Here is a 19,107-nt window from a genome sequence, read left to right on the forward strand (position 1 = left end):
CGGCCGCTCCGGGCGCGGCGGCCCTGGGCGCCGCGGCCCCGCGCACCGTCGCCCCGGGTGCGGCTCCCGTGCCGRCGAGGGCCAGCAGTACGAGGGCCAGCACGGGCAGCGCCGGGCGGACCCCGGGCCGGGCCCGGGGCGGCGGCTTCGTCATCGGGGCCCCGTCAGACCGGCAGCGACCAGGCCTGGTCGGCCCGGTGGTCACCGCAGGGGGCCAGCCGCAGCCGCTCGGCCGGGGCGTCCGGGGTCGCGGGCGCGGCCGGGGCGGTCAGGCACTGGCCGCTCGTCTCCTCGACCAGGGCCCCGTCGCGCCGGTGGTGCCAGCTCTGTCCCGCCTGGCGCCCGGGGGCGCAGTCGGTCAGCTCCACGACCGCGTTCCCGCCCGCCGCCAGGCACTTCCCGTCCAGCCGCACCCGTCCGCCGCCACCCAGGGTCCAGCGCTGGTCGCTTCCGGCGGTGCAGCCGGCCAGTACGACGGCGCCGACGCCGCTGGTGTTGGCCCCGTCGGCGCACGCGGCCCCGAGGCCGTTGAGCTGACCGGTGGGCACGGCCTCGGCGCAGCCGTGCGGGGTGAGCCGCCAGACCGCCGTGTCGTGTGCGGCGAGCCGCCCGGTCAGCGCGTCGGAGACCGCGGTGGTCCGCCCGCTCCACAGGTCCTCGGCGTCCACCGTGCAGGTCCGCAGCCCGATGTCGGCCAGCGGTACCGAGACGTCCCGGGTGGCGCCGGAGCGGTTGAGCACGGCCACCGCGCGGTCGCCGTTCGCCAGCGGCCGGACCAGGACGTCGAAGGTGGCGTTCGAGGAGACGACCGAGCCCTGCCGGCCCATCGGGTCCTGGTCGAGGGCGATCAGGCGGGTGTTGCCGAGGGCCGCCAGGCCGCCCGGGGTCAGTTCGGAGACCCGGGAGGACAGGATGAAGGGGGCCGCCATCATCGCCCACAGCCCGACCTGGCTGCGGCTCTCCGCGTCGGTCAGCCCCGGGGCGCCGGCGATCAGGAAGTCGGGGTCGTTCCAGTTGCCGGGGCCCGCGTACCGGCCGAGCCACCGGTTGTAGCCGTAGTTGCCGAGTACGGAGCTCCACCGCGAGGTGTCGGGGGCGGAGGGCTTGTAGACCTTGATGTCGCGGCCCTCGCGCCACAGCTGGCCGGTCTCGCCGACCCAGTCGAGCACCTTGTGCCAGTCGGAGCCGCCCCATTCGCCCTGCTGGAAGTAGGCGGGCGCGGAGGCCGAGAGCACCATCGGGCGGCCGCTGTCGCGCAGCGCGCGGGCTACGGAGTTGTAGGCGTCGCGGTAGGCCTCCTCCTTGGTCCTGCCGGGCGGCACCCACAGGTTGCAGCCGTCCATCTTCACGTAGTCCACGTTCCAGGACGCGAACCGCAGGGCGTCGCGGGCGTAGTGGTCCGCGCCGCCGCCCTCGGGGGCGCCGCTGCCGGGGTAGCGCTCGCAGGTGAGGGATCCGGCGTCCTCGTAGATGCCGAACTTCAGCCCCTTGCCGTGCAGGTACGCGCCGAGCCAGGCCATGCCGTGCGGGAACTTCGCGGTGTCGGCGACCAGGTTCCCCTGCGCGTCGCGGCTCTTGTCCATCCAGCAGTCGTCGACGGTCACCGTGTCGTAACCCTTGGCGGCGAGCCCGCTGGAGACCAGCGCGTCCGCGTTGGCGACCACCGTGGCCTCGTCGACGTCGCACATGTAGTGCGCCCAGTTGTTCCACCCCATGGGCGGGGTGAGGGCGAGCGGGGTGTCCCAGGTCGCCGTCGGCTCGGCCGCCGCCGGGGCGGGGCAGAGCGCGAGGGCCAGCAGGGCGGCCGCGGTCAGGCAGGGGAGCGAGGCGCGCAGGCGAGGCGGCACGGGGTCTCCTTGACGTGGTGGCGTACCGGCGGGGGCGTTCGTGCGCCCAGTGCAGCGGTGCGACTACCCGCTGTCAACATAAGTCGATGGTTCCACGTCAATGACCAGCAATATGGGTGCAGTCGGGAGCGCGGCCGGGGCCCGCCAGCACGCTGATACGGCGTATGTGCCACTGGCTGATACGCTGTATCTCATGCCGAGGAGATCCACCGCCCTGGACCGGGCGACACCGGAGGCCATCGCCCTCACCGCCCTGCGCGTCCTCGACGAGGAAGGCCCCGGGGCCCTCAGCTTCCGTGCCCTCGCCGACCGGCTCGGCGTCTCCCACGCCACCGTCCAGCGCCGCTGCGTCGACCTCGCCGGTCTGCTCGACCTGTGCACCGAACACCTCGCCGCCCAGCTCCCCGAGATCCCCGCCGGCACGGACTGGGCCGAGGCCACCGAGCGGCGGTTCGGCGCGCTCTACCGGCTGCTCACCGCCCACCCCGGACTGCTCGTGCTGCGCGGCGGCCGGCCCTGGCTCGGCCGTCAGCTGCTGGCCCGCCTCGTCGAACCCGCCCTCGCCGACAGCGTCGCCGCCGGGATGAGCGCCGCCGAGGCCATGACCGTCTACCGCCGCATGTACCTGCTCACCCTGGGCAGCGCCGCCTTCGTCGACCACCGGGACCCGGGCGCCGTCACCGCCGCCTCCCGCGCCGCGCTCGCCGCGCTGGATCCGGCCGAGTTCCCGGTGCTGGCCGGCGGGCTGGCCGACGTACTGCCCCCGCTGACCGACCACGAGGTGTACTACGGCGCCCTGCGCCAGCTCATCGAGGCCGCCCGGCCCGCCGTCTGAAAGGCAGTCCGACCATGGAACAGCAGCTCGACCACGCCGCCGTCCGCGCCGCCGCCCGCCGGGTGGCGGGGACGATCCGCCCCGCCGCCGTCGTGCCCGCCACCGAAGGGGTCTGGTACGCCCTGGAGCACCTCCAGCACACCGGCTCCTTCAAGGCCCGCGGTGCCCACAACTTCCTCGCGGCCCACCGTGAGGCCGGCGCCCTGCCCGTCGCCGGGGTCACCATCGCCTCCGGCGGCAACGCGGGCCTCGCCTGCGCCTGGGCGGCCCGCGCGCACGGCGTCCCCGCCACCGTCTTCCTCCCCGTCAACGCGCCGCGCGTCAAGGTGGAACGCCTGCGCGGCTACGGCGCCGACGTACGGCTCGTCGGGGACCGCTACGCCGAAGCGCTGGCCGCCTGCCGGGAGTTCGCCGCCGACAGCGGAGCCCTGAGCAGCCACGCCTACGACCATCCCCTGGTGGCCGCCGGCGCCGGCACCCTGCTGGAGGAGATCCGGACCGCCCTGCCCGGCCTGGACACCGTCGTCGTCGCGGTCGGCGGCGGCGGTCTGTTCGCGGGCGTCGCCACCGCCGCCCGCGCCCACGGCGTACGGGTGGTCGCGGCCGAACCGGAGCACTGCCGCGCCCTGAACGCCGCCCTGGAGGCGGGCCGCCCCGTCGACGTCCCCGTGGCCTCCGTGGCCGCCGACTCCCTCGGCGCCACCCGGGTCTCCGCCGACGCGCTGGCCGCCGCCCGCGCCGGCAACGCCACCTCGGTCCTGGTCCCGGACGAGGCCATCACCGCCGCCCGCCGGGCCCTGTGGGAGGAGCACCGCATCGTGGTCGAGGCCGGCGCCGCCACCGCCCTGGCGGCCCTGCGCACCGCGGAGCGGCCGCTTGGCGAACGCGTCGCCGTCGTCCTGTGCGGTGCCAACACCGACCCCGCCGACCTCTGACCGGTACGGGAGCCCGATCGATCGGCGCGGGCAGCCGGCGCGCCGCCCCGGCGACCGGGCCTACGGGGCCTCCTGCCCGTCGCGGACCACGACCACCGTGCTCGCGGCGTACTGGACGACCTGCTGGCTCACCGAGCCCAGCAGGGCGCCCTTGATCCCGCCGTACCCGCGCGTGCCGACCACCGTCAGCTCCGCCTCCCGGGAGGCCTCCACCAGGACCCGGGCCGGCGGGCCCTGTTCGACCCGGCGGAAGACCGGGACGCCGGGCGAGGCGCCGACCGCCTCGGCGACGGTGTCCGCCAGCCGCTGCCGCGCCCCCTCCTCGGCGGACACCAGTTCCGCCTGCTCCGCGGTGCCCACCGCGAACGGGTTGGTGTTCCACTGCCAGCTCATGACGGCGTGCACCCGGCTCCCGGTGGCCCTCGCCTGGCCCACCGCCCAGCGGAGGGCTTCCTTCGAATGGGCCGAACCGTCCACGCCGACGACGATCAGGGGCTCGATGGTCTCACTCACAGTGGGTTCCTCTCGGTTCGTCCGGATCGTCCCTCCCTCCCTGTATACACGGGCCGGGGGATCCGCCCTCGAACGACGATCGTCGCGGCGGCCGAAGACTTTGGGGGACAGCGGGGACGGCCCGCCCGCTGCGAAGGTCGGTACGACGGCGGGAACGCGCCGGAACGCGACGGCACGGAGGAAACGGGCGATGGCTCAGCGCAAGGGATGTCTGATCGGCTGCGGCGTGGCGCTGGTGGTGGGGATCGGGCTCGCCGTCGCGCTGCTCTTCGGCGTCTCCAAGGTCCTGGACGTGGCCGACAAGACCCTGGTCGACCCGAAGGTCTACGCGGAGGCCAAGGTCGGCGACCCGGAGGGCGAGGTCCGCGGCAGGCTGCCCTCCGGCGAGACCTTCGTCAAGGCCGCCCTCAAGGAGGGCGGTCCGGCCGAGCCCGCGGGCAGCACCTGCTCCTGGTACCTCTCCACCAGCGACAGCGGCGACGACGTGCTGCGCTTCTGCTTCAAGGACGGAAAGCTCGCGGACAAGGCCGAGTACCGCATGAAGTAGCCCCTTTGCCGGGGCGTCACCCGCCTCCCGGCCGGCCGTCCAGCCGGGAGGCGGAGCGGGCCAGCCCCGCGGCGGCCGTGTCGCAGCGCAGGGCCAGCTCGTCCACGCGGGCCCGGAAGGCGTCCGCCTGCGCGCCCTTCCAGTCGAGGTGCTCGCAGGCGCCGCGCAGCCGCCGGGCGCGTTCGCGCAGCGTGGCGGCGTGGGCGCGCAGCCCCTCCGCCGGGTCGGGCCGCCCGCTCACGCCTGCTCCTTCCAGGGCGCGAAGGCGTTCGTCACCCCGGCCAGCGCGGGCGCCAGCTCGGGGTGGTGCCGCAGCAGCACCGTGACCATCGAGTTGCGGTCGATCCAGCGCAGCCCCTCCGGCGTGTACACCTCCGGCCGGTAGTCGGTGGTGAAGAAGCGGTCGCTCTTCAGGCGCCGGCTGGCCATCAGGATGAAGATCCGGAAGAGGGTGTCGCTGAACCCGAAGCCCGCCGGGCGGGGTTCGGCGAGGTTCCCGACGAGGGTGTCGACCCGGTCGAGCCGGCCGTCGTAGAGCTCCCGCAGCAGCGGGGTGTCGCCCGGGTGGCCGCCGGTGAGCTCCTCGAAGGAGGTGACGGGCCGCTTGCGCAGCATCTGCCGGTAGGCGTTGTAACGGGGGATGCCGCGCTCGCGGTCGCGCAGGATGTCCACGGTCCCGAGGTCGACGTGCTCGCCCGACAGGCGCTTGAGGTTGCGCAGCGCGTCCGGGTGGTTGTGCAGGACCAGGGCGCCGGGGTGCGTGACGCCGAAGGTGTAGAGCAGGTCGCTCGTCCCGTACGCGTCGACCGAGTCCCGGGTCATGGCCCCCTGCATGTCGTCGAATCCGATGACCTTCCGCGTCCCGCCCCGCCGGTGGTCGCGGACGGTGATCTCGTCGGGGATCAGGGGGTGCAGCCGGTACGCCGAGACGAACTCCTCCGTCATGGAGAAGGGCGCGGCGTGGTGGTCGGTCCGGGAACCGAGGATGCCGCTCAGGGCCTCGCCGCCGATCCGGCCGAACCGGCGCGTCACCCAACGCGGCAGCAGGCCGTGCCAGTTGGCGTTCATCGACTGCCGGAGCACCGGGGTGTCGAGGATCCCCGGGGTCCACTCGACCGTGTGGATCTTCGCCATGAGGGCCGTGTTGACCAGCCGGGCCGTGTGGAAGAGCCGCTCGTCGTCCCAGGTGGGGTGGTGCGAACGGACCAGGTCGCAGATGGAGTTGTGCTCCTTCGCGAAGAGCGTGTGCAGCAGCGAGAGCCCGGCCCAGTAGTCGCTGTTCATGCCCGTGGCGTCCAGGCAGCCCATGCCCGGCCGCGGATCGGCCGGGAGCCGGCCGCCGTCGAGGATCAGGTGCCCGTGCTCCCCGGTGCGCAGCGAGYGGCAGCGGGCCTCGTCCGAGCCGTAGATCTGCGAACCGTCCCACCAGTGGGTGACCGTGTTCTCGTACGTCGGCGGGGCGCCGGGCGTGGTGTGGGAGACCGGGTCGGGACGGGTGCGGTTCACCCGCATCGGGCAGCCGCCGGCCTGCTCCTCCCAGTCGTCGTCCGCGGCGAGCGGGACGGTGAACGGCTCCGCCTCCTCGTTGTCGCCGTGGTTGGCCCAGCCGTGGTTCTGGAACTGGATCCACGCCGCGGCCAGCAGGTTCAGCGTGGGCGCCGGGACGAAACCCCGCCGGGCCAGCAGCTGCCGGCTGACCTCGCGGGGGCTGGGCGCCATCAGGTCCTCCCCGTCGGGGAAGGCCATGTGCAGCGGCGCGTTGCGGTCCAGCCGGGTGCCGACCCGGCCCATGTCCACGTCGTACGGGTCGTAGCCCGAGCCGTCGTACGAGCGGTACGGCGCCGGCTGCGCGGTGGGGCGCCGGTCGCGTTCGCCGCCCGCGCCGAAGGTGTCGTGCAGGTTGTGCCGGCGCAGGTCCTCGCGGAGCACCGCCAGGTTCAACAAACCGAGCGGGGCGGGCAGTTCGTACCACTCGTAGCTGCGGTTGACCAGGGAGAACGCGGCCGACTCCAGCCGTTCCAGAACCCCGGGCGGCCCGTACGGCTCCGGGGAGGGGGGCGTCGGGTGCGGCCTCTCCGGCGGTGGCGGCCCGTCGTCCGTGTTCCCGTCCCGCCCCCGCGCCCCCGGGGGCGTCGGGGGAGCGGTCGGCTCGGCGGTCCGGGGGGTGGTCTCGGTCATCGGGGTCCTCAGCGGTCGTGGAGGGTGAAGAAGTGCGTGCCGGTGACCCGGCCGCGGAACGGGGCGAGTTCGGAGTCGACGTGCGCCCGCGCGTGCGGGACGTCGTGTTCGAGGTTGTGCGCGTACCGCTCGGCCGCGTGGCACAGCGGGAAGGCGTGGGTGTCGTCGGCCCAGGTGAACTCGGTGAAGCCGGCGGGCGGCGCGTACGGGGAGACCGCCGAACGCCCCTCCAGGCTGGGCACGATGTCGTGCTCGTTGACCAGGGACACCACCCGCGTCCGCGGGTCGGCGGCCCGCTTGTGGTCGACGGGCGAACCGATCGCGATCACGTGCGTGACCGTGTACAGCGCGTTGAAGTCCCGGCTCGACGCCAGGTTCATGGCGGTGATCCCGCCCTGGCTGTGGCCCACCAGGGCCACCTCCGTGCCGGAGGGGACCAGCCGGCGCAGCGCCTTGACGACCGCCCGGGTGTACGGGGTCTCGCGGGCGCCGACCGCGTCGATGGCGCCCACCAGGTCCTGTGGGCCCTGCGCGTTGAACGCCTTGCCCATCCCGGCCAGTTGCACGACGTGGCGGGCCACGCCGTCCGGCCCGGCCACCTGCTGCACCAGCAGCAGGCCGCCGGTGCCGATGCGCCCGATGTTGCGGACGTAGCCCACGATGGAGCCGGAGGTGTCGAGGTCCTCCAGCAGTTCGGCCGACGCGGTGTGCGGTTCGGCCCGGCCCGCGCCCCGGTCCAGCACCGACCAGAGCGCCGCGCTGATCCCCAGGAAGCAGTCCGAGGTCAGGGGGCGGCCCGTGGCGATCTGCCAGCCCGCGTTGTCGTTGAAGGGGTTCTCGTCGGTCAGTGCGTTCCAGGCCATGATGTCGGCGAAGGACGGCGCCAGCAGCGCCAGCGCGTACTCGGCACCCTTCTCCGTCAGCAGTCCCTTGAACACCCGTACCGCCTCGGCCTGCCGGTCCTCGTCGATGGCGCGCAGCACCCTGGAGGTGGTCGGGTTCTCCAGCAGTTCCGGGTGGCGCACCGACGCCGCCCGGATCCGGGCCTTGAGCCCCTCGACGGCCAGACTCACCGCCAGGCTCTCCCTGCTGGTCAGTACGCCGGCCAGCCAGAGCGCCCCGGCCAGCGGGTGACGGCCGTGCGGGGCCCAGCCGAAGCCCCGGGAGTCCGTCAGCGCGGACAGCAGCTCCCGCCGGTTGCCGCGCCGGCGGCGGCGGGGGCCGGCCGTGGCGGGCGCCGGACGCGGGGACAGGGCGACGCGGGAGGCGTAGCGGGCGGCCTCCCGTACCGCGTCGGCGGCCTCGGCCAGCTCGGCGCAGACCGCGTGCAGCGAGGCGACGTCCGGTTCGGTGACGGACGGGACGGCTGGGGGCATGACACTCCCTCTCTGGGGCCCGGTGCGCCTCCGGGGCGTCCGGGCCCTGGCTCACGGGTCGGTTCAGCGGCGGGTGAGGCGCAGGCGGAGGGCGGCCGTGTCGAGGATCCCCGGCAGCGGGCGCGCCACGTCGAGGGCCGGGCGGGCCGCGGTGATGCGGTGGCCGCGCAGCACCTCGGCACAGACCAGGGAGGTCAGCAGCAGGGCGATGTGCTCGCCCGGGCAGCGGGCCCCGCCGTGGCTGAACGGGGCCACCCGGGTGTCCCCGTGCACGTCCGGCACCAGCCAGCGGCCGGGCGCGAAGAGGTTGCCGCCGTCGACCTGTTCGGGGTCGCGCTGGTGGAAGCCCATCGGGACGAGGACGTTGGTCCCGGCCGGGTAGCGCACCCCGCGCCACTCGGTCTCGGTACGGGTGACCCGTACCAGGTCCGGGACGATCGGGTACAGCCGGACCGACTCCTCCAGGCAGGCCCGCAGCCGCGGCAGCCCCGCCGTGCCGGCCGCCGCGTCGGCGTGCGCCGCCTCCTGCTCCGCGGGGTGGTGCGCCAGCAGGAACAGGGTGCGCAGCACCACCGGCGCGGCGAGGTCCACGCCGAGCAGCCAGTGATGGGTCTGCCCGAGCGGGTCCGTGCCGTCCGGGGAGGGCTCGCTCAGCGCGCGGGCCGCCAGGGTGTGGGCGGGCGCGGCGGCCGCGTACCGGGCGATCCGGTCCTCGACCTCGGCGTAGAGCGCCTTCGCCGCCTCCGGGCGCCTGCGGCCCATCCAGTTGGCGTGCCCGCGCAGGGTCACGAGCCGGTCGGACAGCTCCTGGTCCCCGGCGGCCTGGTCGCCGAGGACCACCCGCCGGGAGATGCGGGTCATGGCCTTCCGGAACAGCGGGAACCCGACGACGCTCCGCGCGGTCAGCCGCCGGCACTCCTCCTCGACGACCGTACGGAACTCCTCGCAGGAGGGGTGCACCGGCCGGTCGGCGGCGAGCGCCCGGTCGTTGACCCGCCGCCGGTCCTCGCGCACCGGGCCGTGCGAGCAGATCACGCCGGTCGGCTCGAACACCGAGAGGCTGTCGTACTTGTCCTTCGCGTCCATGGCGAGCGTGGACACCGGCTCCTCGAAGAACCGCCGGACGTCGGCCTGGTCCAGCAGCACCAGCATCTCGCCGGACAGTGCCCGCACCATGACGGGCGCCCCGCGGTGCCGGGCCCGCATGGCGCGCAGCGTCGCGTTGGACCAGGCGGGCTGGTTGACGCGGGAGTACAGGGACATCACCCCGAACCGGGGGTTGGCGACGCCCCGGACGAACACCGGCAGGGTGTGCGTGGCGACGAAGCGGACGGTCTCCGCCAGCCCCGCCCGGACGGGGGGCAGCGGGGCGGGCGCCGGGCGCGCGGCGGACCCGGTCCCGGCGGCCCCGGTCCCGGCGGCCCCGGGGGCTTCGGAGGGGCGGCGCCCGGCGGCTCCGGTCCCGGTCTCGGCGGACTGGGTCATGCCGTGACCACCTTTCCGGGGTTGAGGAGGTTCCGCGGGTCGAAGAGCCGCTTGAGGCCCCGCTGCAACTCCAGCGACACGGGGCCCAGTTCGCGCTCCAGCCAGTCCCGCTTCAGGGTGCCGACGCCGTGTTCCCCGGTGGTCGTGCCACCCAGGGCCAGACCGGCCTCCATGATGTCGTCGTACGCCGACCGGGCGCGGGCCGACTCGTCCGCGTCGGACTCGTCGAAGACCACGGTGGGGTGCAGGTTCCCGTCCCCGGCGTGCCCGAGGGTGAAGATCTGCAGCCGGTGGTGCGAGGCGATCCGCTCGATCTGCCCGACCAGCTCCGGCAGCGCGGACCGCGGCACCGCCACGTCCTCGATGAACGCGGTCAGCCCGCCGCCCCGGGAGGCCATGTACGCGGCGAGCGCCGGACTGACCAGCCGGCGCGCCTCGATGATCTCCCGGGCCTCCTCGGCGGTCGCGGCGGTGGCGATGTGGTCGGCCCCGGCCTCCTTGCAGAGCAGCTCCATGGCGGTCAGGTCCGACGAGGGGTCGACGCCGTCGCTCTCCACGATCAGTGTGGCGGCGCTCCCGGTGTGCAGCAGCCGGTGGCGGCCGAGGTTCACGACGGCCTCCGTGGTGGCCCGGTCGAGGAGTTCCAGCGCGGACGGGGTGTGCCCGGCGGCGGTGATCGCGGCGACGGCCTCGCCGGCCGCCTTGAGGGAGGGGAACTGCGCGAGGAGGGAGAGGGCCGGCGGCCGGGCGGGCCGCAGGGCGAGGGTGGCCCCGACGACCACGGCCAGGGTGCCCTCGGAGCCGACGACCAGCCGGGTGAGGTCGTAGCCGGCGACGCCCTTGACGGTGTCCCGGCCCGTGCGCAGCCGGCGGCCGTCGGGGAGGACGAGGTCCAGGCCGAGGACGTAGTCGGCGGTGACCCCGTACTTGACGCAGCAGATGCCGCCCGCGCCGGTGGCGATGTTCCCGCCGATGGTGCAGTGCTCCCAGGAGGCGGGGTCCGGCGGGTACRTCAGCCCGTGCTCGGCGACGGCGTCGGCCAGGCGGCGCGTGGTCACCCCCGGTTCGCAGCGCACCAGCCGGTTGGCCGGGTCGACGGAGAGGATCCGGTCCATCGCGGCCGTGGACAGCACGATGCAGCCGTCGACCGCGTTCGCGGCGCCCGCGAGCCCCGTTCGGGCGCCCTGCGGGACGACCGGCACGCCGAGCGCGTAGGAGGTGCGCATGACGTGCGCGACCTGCTCGGCGGTCCGGGGGACGGCGACGACGGCCGGGGTCCCGCACGCGGAGAAGGGCGCGGAGTCCCGGGAGTGCGCCGCCAGCACCGCCGGGTCGGTGAGCAGGGCCTCGTCGGGGAGCTCGGAGCGGAGCGCGGACAGCAGGAGGGGCGTGTCGGTGGTGGGGGGCATGCCGGCCTTCCGGGACGGTGCGGGGTGACTGCGGGGGTGGCCTCGGAGCCTGGGGCTACATCGAGGGGAGTTCGGTGGCGACGGGCACGTCGATGAGCACCGGGCCGTCCTGCTGGAGGGCCGACTCCCGTACGAGCTTGGTGAGTTCGCCCGCGCCGGTCGCCCGGTGGGCCGGTACGCCGTAGCCCGTGGCGATCGAGGTGATGTCCAGGCCCGGGATCTCCAGGCCGGGCGCGCCCTGGGCCCGCTCGACCTGGGCGAACCACTGGAGGATGGCGTAGCGCTGGTTGCTCAGGACGACGAAGGTCACCGGGATCCGGTAGGCGGCGGCGGTCCACAGCGCCTGGACGGCGTAGTGGGTCGAACCGTCGCCGATGACGCAGACCACCGGCCGGTCGGGGGCGCCGAGCTGCGCTCCGACGGCCGCGGCGAGACCGAAGCCCAGGCCGCCGCCCGCGGTGAAGAGGAAGGAACCGGGGGTGCTGATCCGGGTCGCGTCGTGGAACTGGCCCAGGTTGGACGGCGATTCGTTGATCCAGAGGGTGTTCTCGGGGGCGCCCTGGGCGATCGCCGACATCGCGGCGAGCGGGGTCAGCACCCCGTCCGTCTCCGCGTAGGAGACGGCCCGCTCGATGCGCGGCGCGGCCTCCGGGGCCCGCCGCTCCGGCAGCTCCGCCAGCAGCGCCCGTACGGTCAGCGCCAGGTCGGCGACCAGGGCGTCCCCGACGGGGGCGCGGGCCGCCTCCTCCGCGTCGCGGGTGAGCTGGACCAGCTCGGCGCCCTCGGGCAGGTAGGCGCCGGGGACGTACGGGTAGTAGCAGAACACCGGGGCGCCGATGACGAGGACCAGGTCGTGGCCCTCCAGACAGCGCGCGAGCGGCGCGATGGCCGGCGGCAGCGTCCCCCGGTAGCGGGGATGGGACTTGGGGAACGCGCACCGGCCCTCGGTGGGCGCCGACCACACGGGCAGCCCGGTGCGGTCGGCCAGGGCCACGACCGCGTCCCAGGCCCCGCCCGCGTCCACGTCGTTGCCGACGACCAGGACGGCGCTGCGGGCACCCGCCAGGCGGGCGGCCAGCGCCCGTACCGCCTCGGCGGACGGCACGGACGCATGGGTGACGGTACGGGCGGCGGTCCGCTGCGCGGCCCGGTCGTCGGCCTCGTCGATCACCACGTCGAAGTCGTCCATCGGCAGGGAGACGAACACCGGTCCCTGCGGCGGCGTTTCGGCGATCTGGGCCGCGCGGGCGAGGGCCGGCGCCACGTCGGCCGGGCGCGGCGGCTCGTACGCCCACTTGACGGCGGGCTGGGGCAGGAGGGTGGACTGCGGATTGGCCAGCAGGGCCTCCATGGTGAGCATCGCGCGGACCTGCTGGCCGGCGGTGACCACCATCGGGGTCCGGTTCGCGCGGGCGTTGAGGATCGCGCCCATGGCGTTGCCCGTACCCGGGCCGGTGTGCAGGTTGACCAGGGCGGTGGTGCCGGAGGCCAGGGCGAAGCCGTCGGCCATGCCCACGACGACGGCCTCCTGCAGGCCCAGTACGTAGCGGAAGTCGTCGGGGAAGTGCTTGAGCATGGGCAGTTCGGTGGAGCCCGGGTTCCCGAACACCGTGGTCATCCCGCGTGTGCGCAGGACGTCCAGGACCGACTCGCGGACCGTACGCATGGGGTTCCTTAGCGGAGCAGACGGAAGCAGTGGGTGATCAATGCATCACATTGCGTTGATCAAGGCAAAACCCATGATCCGTTCGGGTCGGCCGTGGAGAACCCCCTGCCGGCCACCCGCTCCGCGTGTTACGGCCCGCCCCGGCCGGCCGTCTCCCGGGACGGCGGACGCGTCGACCACCCGGACGGTGGACGTCCCGGGTGCGCGGGGTTGACCGTCCGGGCGTCGCCCGGGGAACCGGCTACCCCGGCAGCCCGCTGCCCCGCATCCAGTGCCGGCCGGTGCTCCAGCCCAGCAGCCGGCGGGCCCGGCCGGCCTCGGCGGTGCCGTCCGCACCGAAGGAACCGCCCCCGGCCACCAGGCGGAGCCCGGCGAGGGCCGGGGCCAGCAGGGTCCGTACGTGCCCGGACCGGCGTGCGGCCTCCGCCTCGATCCAGGCCAGGACCTCCTCCTGCTCCGCCGCTTCGCACAGCGACAGGTGGAACAGCATCTGCCGCCACGCGTACGCCGCGTCCTTGATCGTGGACATCGGGCGCGGGTTGCCCTCCACCCGGGCCAGCAGCCGGCACACCGTCCCGAAGCAGTCCCGCGCCGGCCGTGCCCAGCCGGGCGGCGGTGCGATCCGGGCCCGCGCGGCCAGGGTGGCGAGGTTGTGCGTGGTCAGGATCTGGGCCTGCTCGATCACGGTGCCGTTCGCTGCCGTGGACCAGCCCCGGGTTGCCGTACCCGCCCGCTCCGCGCACAGCGCGGCGAACTCCGGCGCGGTGCGGGCCGGGTGGCCGCGCAGCGCGCTGTCGGCGGCCTGCGCGACCGCCATCCGGCGCACCGCCGCGTAGTCGATGCCGTAGTAGCGCGCGTACAGGCTCCCTTCGAGGAGGTCGGCGGCGATCCGCGCGGCGACGAGGAACTTCGGGCTGAAGGTCCCCATGAAGATGTCGGCGGCGAGCTCCTCCACGAACGGCGCGCCCAGCTCCGCCCGCCGGGAGAGCTCGCCCAGCTCACGCACCAGGGGATTGGGCAGCACGGTGGCCGGGAAGACGCACACGGCCAGCTCGCCGAGCCGCCGCAGCGCCTCCTGGGCCGGCTCCCGGTCGGCCGACCCGTCCGAGAGGTCGCCGGAGAGGTCGTCGGACAGGTCGTCGGAAACGGCCCGGACCCAGGGGAGTTCCCCGATCCGCACCTGGTGTTCCAGGTTGAGCAGCAGCAGGGAGCGCCGGCGCCGGAAGGCGCGGTACGTCGCCGCCATCAGGGTCCGCAGTGGCGCGTCGGCGTACCGCTCGGCGGTGACCGCGGCGACGAGCTGCGGCACCAGCGCGGCCAGCACCTCGGCGGACGGCACCACCCCGCGCTCCACGAGCACCTCCAACGGGGCGCTGAGCGCACCGCGGACGGTGGCGGCGACGGCCGGCGGCACCACCGCGCCCTCGGGCAGCCCGGTCTCCCGGGCCTCGCGCTCGCTCACCGGAGCCACCGCCGCCGCCACGTCCGGGATGCCCCGGTCCTCGTCGAGCGGGGCGATCCGCCGCAGCACCAGCGCGGCCAGCGCGTGGTGCGGGGGCAGCGCGGCGTGCTCGGCGCGGGCCAGCCGCAGCCGGGTGTGCCCGGGAGAGCCGGGTGCGCCGCGCTTGGCGACCATGGAGGTGACGGCGACCCGCAGCAGCCCGGCCAGGCGGGGCGCGAGGGCGCGGCCCGCGAGCTCCTCCGCCAGGGCGCGCCGCAGGATCGCCGCGTTCGACTTCGGGTCCAGGTGCTTGGTGCAGCGGGTGTGCGCGGCCGCGAGGCCGGCGTACCGGGCCAGCAGCGCGGCCCCCTCGGCGCGCCAGCCCGGGGGAGGCGCGTCCGCCCCGGCCACCGCCAGCCGGTGCGCGAGCAGTTCGTCCTCGAACGGCCGCCAGACGGACAGGGCCTCGCGCTGCGCCTCCACCCCCGGGTGGGGCTTGCGCCGGGCCAGCGCGGCGGCGGCCTCGCCCGCGGTGCGGCGGTGCAGGCAGTCCACTCCGGGCACGGGCCGGTCGGAGGGCCGCGGGGCGAACCGCAGCCGGTCGGCGAACGGGCTCAACTCCGCGACGAGTTCGGCGGCGGAGTCGAACCGGCCGGCGCGCACCAGCCACGCCACCGTCGCCAGCGCCGCCTCCTCGGGCGCGTGCACCTCGTAGCGGCCGCTGTCGAGCAGGGACCACAGGTCGCGCAGGCCGTCCTCGGTGAGGTGGTGGGCGAAGAGGGCCGACCGGGTCGCCGGTACGCCGGCCCGCCGGGCGGTCTCCCTCTCGTGGGGCAGCATTGGCCCGTCCGCCGCGGCCGAGCCGGTCGCGAAGCCTCCGGTGACCACTTCCGGGGTGACCCAGGCGGGCAGGGTGGCGACGGGGGTCCGCGATCCGATGGACAGGGTGCCCCCGGCCATGCCGGACAGGACGTCCCGCCACTGGCGGGCACGGGCCCCGGCCCGCTCGCGGGTGGCCGCGTCCTCGTGGGTGAGCGAGGTCCGCAGGGCCCGGGCGAGCCGGTCCGCCGCGTAGGACGGGGACGCGGAGACGGACGGGGACGGGTGCGGGAGCTGCTGGTCAGCGTCTGCGTTCATGGCCGACGTGGCAGGTTCCGCCCCTGCGCCCTCCGGGAAGGTAGCCCGGTGCTCTGCTGCTGAGCTACACGCCGTCGTTCGCCACGAACGTAGGCGGTGGGAGGCGGCCGCACAACGTGTTTTGCGCGGACCGCGGTGCGGGCGGGCCGTACCTGTGGGTAAAGCGGTTTCGCGAACGCGGGGGTAAAGCGCATTAGTACCGGCCCGGAACAACCGTCGATAAGAAGTCAAACACTGACGTGCAATCATCTTCGTTATCGAACCGATACCTTCGCGGAGAAGGCTTGAACTAAAGCGCATCAGTCCAGGTCAATGGCGGGTGTGGCGAAGGCTTGAAGCTACCGTCGAGGTCACCTGTCGCGTTTCGGGACGTATGTGCCGTCGGCCAGTGGGCTTTCGGGCTCGTTGACGGGGTCCCGGTTTCCGGACAGCGTGGGCGGAGCGTTCCGGCAGCGAGGCCGGAACTCCCCCGGAAGGCGGCGACGATGACTCGTTCACAGCTGGCCCGTACGGCCCTCGCCACGCTGGTGGCCGGTTCCCTCCTCTCCCTCTCCGCCTGCGGCCTCGGCGGCGCGGGGGACACGAAGGAGGCGGTGAAGACCGGCAGGGTGGCCGGGGAGATCACGTTCCGCACCCTCCAGCTCAAGCCGGTGTACACCGGATACGTCCAGGGGGTCATCGACTCCTTCGAGAGGAAGTACCCGGACGTCACGGTGAAGTGGGAGGACGTCCCGGGCGACGGCTACAACGAGAAGCTCGTCGCCGACGCCCAGGCCGGAGCCCTCCCCGACGTGGTCAACCTCTCCACGGACTCCTTCCAGCTGCTCGGCGACCGCGGCATGCTCGCCGACGTCGCCACGCTCGACGCGGCCGTCGCCAAGGACTACGTCCCCGGCGCCTGGGAGCAGTTCAGACTTCCCGGCAAGGGCGACGGCGTGTACGCCTACCCCTGGTACGTGACCCCGGAGATCCTGACCTACAACCAGGACCTCTTCCACGAAGCGGGCCTCGACGCGGACAAACCCCCCACCACCGTCGAGCAGTTCTTCGACTACGCCGAGCAGATCGCCGCCCGCTCCGGCGGCCGGTACTCCGCCTTCATGGCCGACCCCAAGGGCCGGCTGCCCGGGGACTGGCAGAAGATGGGCGTCCCGCTCCTGAACGCCTCACGGGACCGATTCACCTTCGACACCGACAAGGCCGTCGCGTGGGCCGAGCGGATGAAGGACCTCTACGCCAAGGGCGCCATGCCCAAGGAGTCCCTCCTCAAGGCCGACGACATCAACCAGCTCTACGGCGGCGGCAAGCTGGTCTTCGGTCCCGGCTCCCCGGGCTTCGTCAAGGACATCAGGCTCAACGCCCCACAGATCTACGCCCAGACCCGCGTCGCCGGCGCCGTCACCGGCACCCTCGGCCACATCGGCATCTACGCCCAGTCCCTCGGCATCAGGAAGGACACCCGGCACCCGGACGCAGCCGCCGAGTTCGCCAAGTGGGTGACCAACGGCCCCAACCAGGTGGAGTTCTCCAAGAAGGCCACCATCTACCCCTCCAACGCCAAGGGCCTGGCCGACCCGTACTTCTCCGACGAGGGCGACGGCAAGGACGCCGAGACCCTCGCCCGTGCGATCGGCGCCCGACAGCTCGCCACCGCCGACCTGGACGCCAACACGCCCGTCGAGTGGACCAGTCAGGTCGGCGACGCGGTGGCGCGCGAGATGCAGAAGGCCGTGAAGGGGGAGGAGGACGCCCGGACGGCGGTGCGCAAGGCCCAGGAGGAGGCCAACCGGCTGCTGGCCGCGACGGTGCGGAAGTGACCCCGGCCGCGTCCCCGTCCCCGGCCGCGTCCCCGTCCCCAGCCGCGTCCCCGACCCCGGCCCCGACCGCGGCCCCGGCCGGGGCCCGGCTCGGCGCGCGCAGACGCCCGCGCGCGGCGAACCGGGCGACCGGGGCCGACCCGGGACTGCCCCACCGCAGGTGGTGGACCCCCTACCTCTTCCTCGCCCCCGGCCTGCTGATGGTGGTCCTGTTCAGCCTCTGGCCCTTCGTCAACACCGTCGTCCTCTCCTTCACCGACGCCCAGATCCTGCGCGGCGGCTCCTTCGTCGGCTTCGACAACTACACCCGCGCCTTCGCCGACCCCGACTTCTGGGTGGCCACCGGCAACAGCGTGCTCTACCTGGTCGTCGTCGTGCCCTGTCTGGTCCTGCTGCCGCTGGCCCTCGCGGTCCTCGTGCGCACCGAGGTCCCCGGCATCGGCTTCTTCCGTTCCGCCTTCTACACCCCGGTGATCGCCTCGGCCGTCGTCGTCGGCCTGATCTGGCAGTGGGTGCTGCGCAGCGACGGGCTAGTCAACACGGTCTTCGAGCGGATCGGCGTGATCTCCGGGCCCATCCCCTTCCTCACCGACAGCACCATGCTGCTGGTCTCCGCGATGATCGTGACCGTGTGGAAGGGCCTCGGCTACTACATGGTCTTCTACCTGGCGGCCCTCGGGAACGTTCCCGCCGCCCTCTACGAGGCGGCCGCCCTCGACGGCGCCGGCCCCGTACGCCGCTTCTTCAGCATCACCGTCCCGCAGGTGAAACCGATGATGCTGCTGGTCGGCACCCTCTCCGCCATCTCGGCCCTGCGCGTCTTCACCGAGATCTACATCCTGGGCGGCGAGAGCGGCGGCCCCGGCGGCGGGTCCCGCACCCTGCCCTTCCTCATCCGGCAGGTCGGCCTCGGCTTCTCCGGGGAGACCGGCTACGCCAGCGCCCTGTCGATCCTGCTGTTCCTCCTGACACTGGTCTTCAGCCTGCTGGGACGCCGCCTGTCGAAGGGGGACGAGGAATGAGCGCCCACGCCCCCTCCCGGGAGGCCCGCCGGCGCCGCCGGCTCGGACTCGCCGCCCGGTACGCGACGCTGCTGCTGATGCTCGCGGTCGTCCTCGGGCCGATCGTCTGGCAGTTCCTGACCTCGCTGCGGGGCCGCACCGAGAACGTCTACGACGGCGTGCTGCCCTCCCGGCCCACCCTCGACAACTACCTCCGCGTCGCCGAGTCCTTCCCGCTCCTGCAGTACGTGGGCAACACCCTCACGGTGGCGCTCCTCGCGATCACCTCGAACATGCTCTTCGCGGCGATGGGCGGCTACGCCCTCTCGCGGGCCGCGTGGAAGGGCCGCAAGAGCGTCTTCACCCTCCTGGTGGCCACCCTGATGTTCCCCTTCGAGTCCGTCATGATCTCGATGTTCCTCACGGTCCGCGCGATGGGCCTGGTCGACACCCTGATCGGGGTCTGGCTGCCGGGCGCGGTCTCGGTCCTCAACATCATGGTCATGCGGGCGGCCTTCCTGGCCGTCCCCAAGGAGATCGAGGAAGCCGCGGTCCTGGACGGGGCCAACGAGTGGACCCGCTTCACCCGGGTCTTCCTCCCGGCCGCCAAGGGGGCCCTCGCCGTCGTCTGCATCACCAGCTTCATGGGCGCCTGGGACGACTTCCTCTGGCCGCTGCTGGTCCTCACCGACAGCGAGCACTACACCCTCCAGCTCGGCCTGAAGACCCTCGCCGGCGCCACGACCACCAGCGACCAGCGGATCATCGCCGCCGGAGCCATGGCCGCGTTCCTGCCGATGATGCTGCTCTTCTTCGCCCTCCAGCGTTTCTTCTTCAAGGGGGTGGGCGAGGGAGCGGTCAAGACCTGACCCGTCCGGGTTCCCTGGACCACCCGGGCCACCGGGTGGCCGGAGTCACCC

At 74.1% G+C, this 19,107-nt stretch carries 15 protein-coding genes and 1 tRNA gene; 6 read left to right on the plus strand and 10 right to left on the minus strand.

What is annotated here, in order from left to right:
• Window positions 1–164: 164 nt before the first annotated feature.
• On the minus strand, window positions 165–1,847 hold the full coding sequence (locus AB4039_RS20040; protein ID WP_266845813.1) for an alpha-galactosidase: 1,683 nt from the start codon (window positions 1,845–1,847) through the stop codon (window positions 165–167).
• 193 nt (window positions 1,848–2,040) lie between these two features.
• Between AB4039_RS20040 and AB4039_RS20045 the strand changes: the two genes are divergently transcribed.
• On the plus strand, window positions 2,041–2,682 hold the full coding sequence (locus AB4039_RS20045) for a TetR/AcrR family transcriptional regulator (protein ID WP_266845812.1): 642 nt from the start codon (window positions 2,041–2,043) through the stop codon (window positions 2,680–2,682).
• A gap of 14 nt (window positions 2,683–2,696) precedes the next feature.
• On the plus strand, window positions 2,697–3,617 hold the full coding sequence (locus tag AB4039_RS20050) for a serine/threonine dehydratase (RefSeq protein WP_442271389.1): 921 nt from the start codon (window positions 2,697–2,699) through the stop codon (window positions 3,615–3,617).
• A 60-nt stretch (window positions 3,618–3,677) separates the two neighbouring features.
• Here AB4039_RS20050 and AB4039_RS20055 read toward each other — a convergent pair whose 3' ends face one another.
• Window positions 3,678–4,130 (minus strand): universal stress protein, encoded by a 453-nt coding sequence (locus AB4039_RS20055; protein WP_266845810.1) that lies wholly within the window; start codon window positions 4,128–4,130, stop codon window positions 3,678–3,680.
• A gap of 190 nt (window positions 4,131–4,320) precedes the next feature.
• On the opposite strand from AB4039_RS20055, the gene AB4039_RS20060 reads away from it, so the two are divergent.
• On the plus strand, window positions 4,321–4,677 hold the full coding sequence (locus AB4039_RS20060) for a hypothetical protein (protein WP_266845809.1): 357 nt from the start codon (window positions 4,321–4,323) through the stop codon (window positions 4,675–4,677).
• Between the two features lie 16 nt (window positions 4,678–4,693).
• Here the strand turns inward: AB4039_RS20060 and AB4039_RS20065 are convergent, their stop codons facing one another.
• The 8 genes from AB4039_RS20065 to AB4039_RS20100 form a co-directional block, all read right to left on the minus strand.
• Window positions 4,694–4,918, minus strand: a complete 225-nt coding sequence (locus AB4039_RS20065; protein WP_266845808.1) for a hypothetical protein — start codon at window positions 4,916–4,918, stop codon at window positions 4,694–4,696.
• Entirely contained in the window at window positions 4,915–6,855 is a 1,941-nt protein-coding gene (locus AB4039_RS20070; protein WP_442271390.1) for a peroxidase family protein, read from the minus strand. Before AB4039_RS20070 ends, AB4039_RS20065 begins: the two co-directional genes overlap by 4 nt.
• A gap of 8 nt (window positions 6,856–6,863) precedes the next feature.
• Window positions 6,864–8,231, minus strand: a complete 1,368-nt coding sequence (locus AB4039_RS20075; RefSeq protein WP_442271391.1) for a hypothetical protein — start codon at window positions 8,229–8,231, stop codon at window positions 6,864–6,866.
• A 63-nt stretch (window positions 8,232–8,294) separates the two neighbouring features.
• The gene (locus tag AB4039_RS20080; protein WP_442271392.1) at window positions 8,295–9,716 is read right to left on the minus strand and encodes a cytochrome P450; all 1,422 of its coding nucleotides are present in this window, start codon (window positions 9,714–9,716) and stop codon (window positions 8,295–8,297) included.
• Entirely contained in the window at window positions 9,713–11,125 is a 1,413-nt protein-coding gene (locus AB4039_RS20085) for an FAD-binding oxidoreductase (RefSeq protein WP_442271393.1), read from the minus strand. Before AB4039_RS20085 ends, AB4039_RS20080 begins: the two co-directional genes overlap by 4 nt.
• 55 nt (window positions 11,126–11,180) lie before the next feature.
• Window positions 11,181–12,791 (minus strand): benzoylformate decarboxylase, encoded by a 1,611-nt coding sequence (gene mdlC / locus AB4039_RS20090; RefSeq protein WP_266845803.1) that lies wholly within the window; start codon window positions 12,789–12,791, stop codon window positions 11,181–11,183.
• Window positions 12,792–13,032: 241 nt separating this feature from the next.
• On the minus strand, window positions 13,033–15,369 hold the full coding sequence (locus AB4039_RS20095; RefSeq protein WP_442271394.1) for a hypothetical protein: 2,337 nt from the start codon (window positions 15,367–15,369) through the stop codon (window positions 13,033–13,035).
• Window positions 15,369–15,443, minus strand: a tRNA-Gly gene (locus AB4039_RS20100). Before AB4039_RS20100 ends, AB4039_RS20095 begins: the two co-directional genes overlap by 1 nt.
• 411 nt (window positions 15,444–15,854) lie before the next feature.
• Here AB4039_RS20100 and AB4039_RS20105 point away from each other — a divergent pair.
• From AB4039_RS20105 to AB4039_RS20115, 3 genes are all read left to right on the plus strand, one after another.
• Window positions 15,855–17,186 (plus strand): ABC transporter substrate-binding protein, encoded by a 1,332-nt coding sequence (locus tag AB4039_RS20105; protein WP_266845801.1) that lies wholly within the window; start codon window positions 15,855–15,857, stop codon window positions 17,184–17,186.
• A 146-nt stretch (window positions 17,187–17,332) separates the two neighbouring features.
• Window positions 17,333–18,208 carry a carbohydrate ABC transporter permease gene (locus tag AB4039_RS20110; RefSeq protein WP_442271408.1) on the plus strand — a complete coding sequence of 292 codons (876 nt, stop codon included), beginning with the start codon at window positions 17,333–17,335 and terminating at the stop codon, window positions 18,206–18,208.
• A complete protein-coding gene (locus AB4039_RS20115; RefSeq protein WP_266845800.1) occupies window positions 18,205–19,056 on the plus strand; it encodes a carbohydrate ABC transporter permease in 852 nt (283 codons plus the stop codon). The genes AB4039_RS20110 and AB4039_RS20115 overlap by 4 nt, the downstream gene beginning before the upstream one ends.
• Window positions 19,057–19,107 lie beyond the last annotated feature (51 nt).

The organism is Streptomyces sp. M-16 (assembly GCF_052114405.1).
GTDB lineage: Bacteria > Actinomycetota > Actinomycetes > Streptomycetales > Streptomycetaceae > Streptomyces.

Coding starts and splice junctions, on each gene's coding strand:
- AB4039_RS20045 (WP_266845812.1), top strand. CDS start 2,041: ATGCCGAGGAGATCCACCGCCCTGGACCGGGCGACACCGGAGGCCATC.
- AB4039_RS20050 (WP_442271389.1), top strand. CDS start 2,697: ATGGAACAGCAGCTCGACCACGCCGCCGTCCGCGCCGCCGCCCGCCGG.
- AB4039_RS20060 (WP_266845809.1), top strand. CDS start 4,321: ATGGCTCAGCGCAAGGGATGTCTGATCGGCTGCGGCGTGGCGCTGGTG.
- AB4039_RS20075 (WP_442271391.1), bottom strand. CDS start 8,231: ATGCCCCCAGCCGTCCCGTCCGTCACCGAACCGGACGTCGCCTCGCTG.
- AB4039_RS20080 (WP_442271392.1), bottom strand. CDS start 9,716: ATGACCCAGTCCGCCGAGACCGGGACCGGAGCCGCCGGGCGCCGCCCC.
- mdlC (WP_266845803.1), bottom strand. CDS start 12,791: ATGCGTACGGTCCGCGAGTCGGTCCTGGACGTCCTGCGCACACGCGGG.
- AB4039_RS20095 (WP_442271394.1), bottom strand. CDS start 15,369: ATGAACGCAGACGCTGACCAGCAGCTCCCGCACCCGTCCCCGTCCGTC.
- AB4039_RS20105 (WP_266845801.1), top strand. CDS start 15,855: ATGACTCGTTCACAGCTGGCCCGTACGGCCCTCGCCACGCTGGTGGCC.
- AB4039_RS20115 (WP_266845800.1), top strand. CDS start 18,205: ATGAGCGCCCACGCCCCCTCCCGGGAGGCCCGCCGGCGCCGCCGGCTC.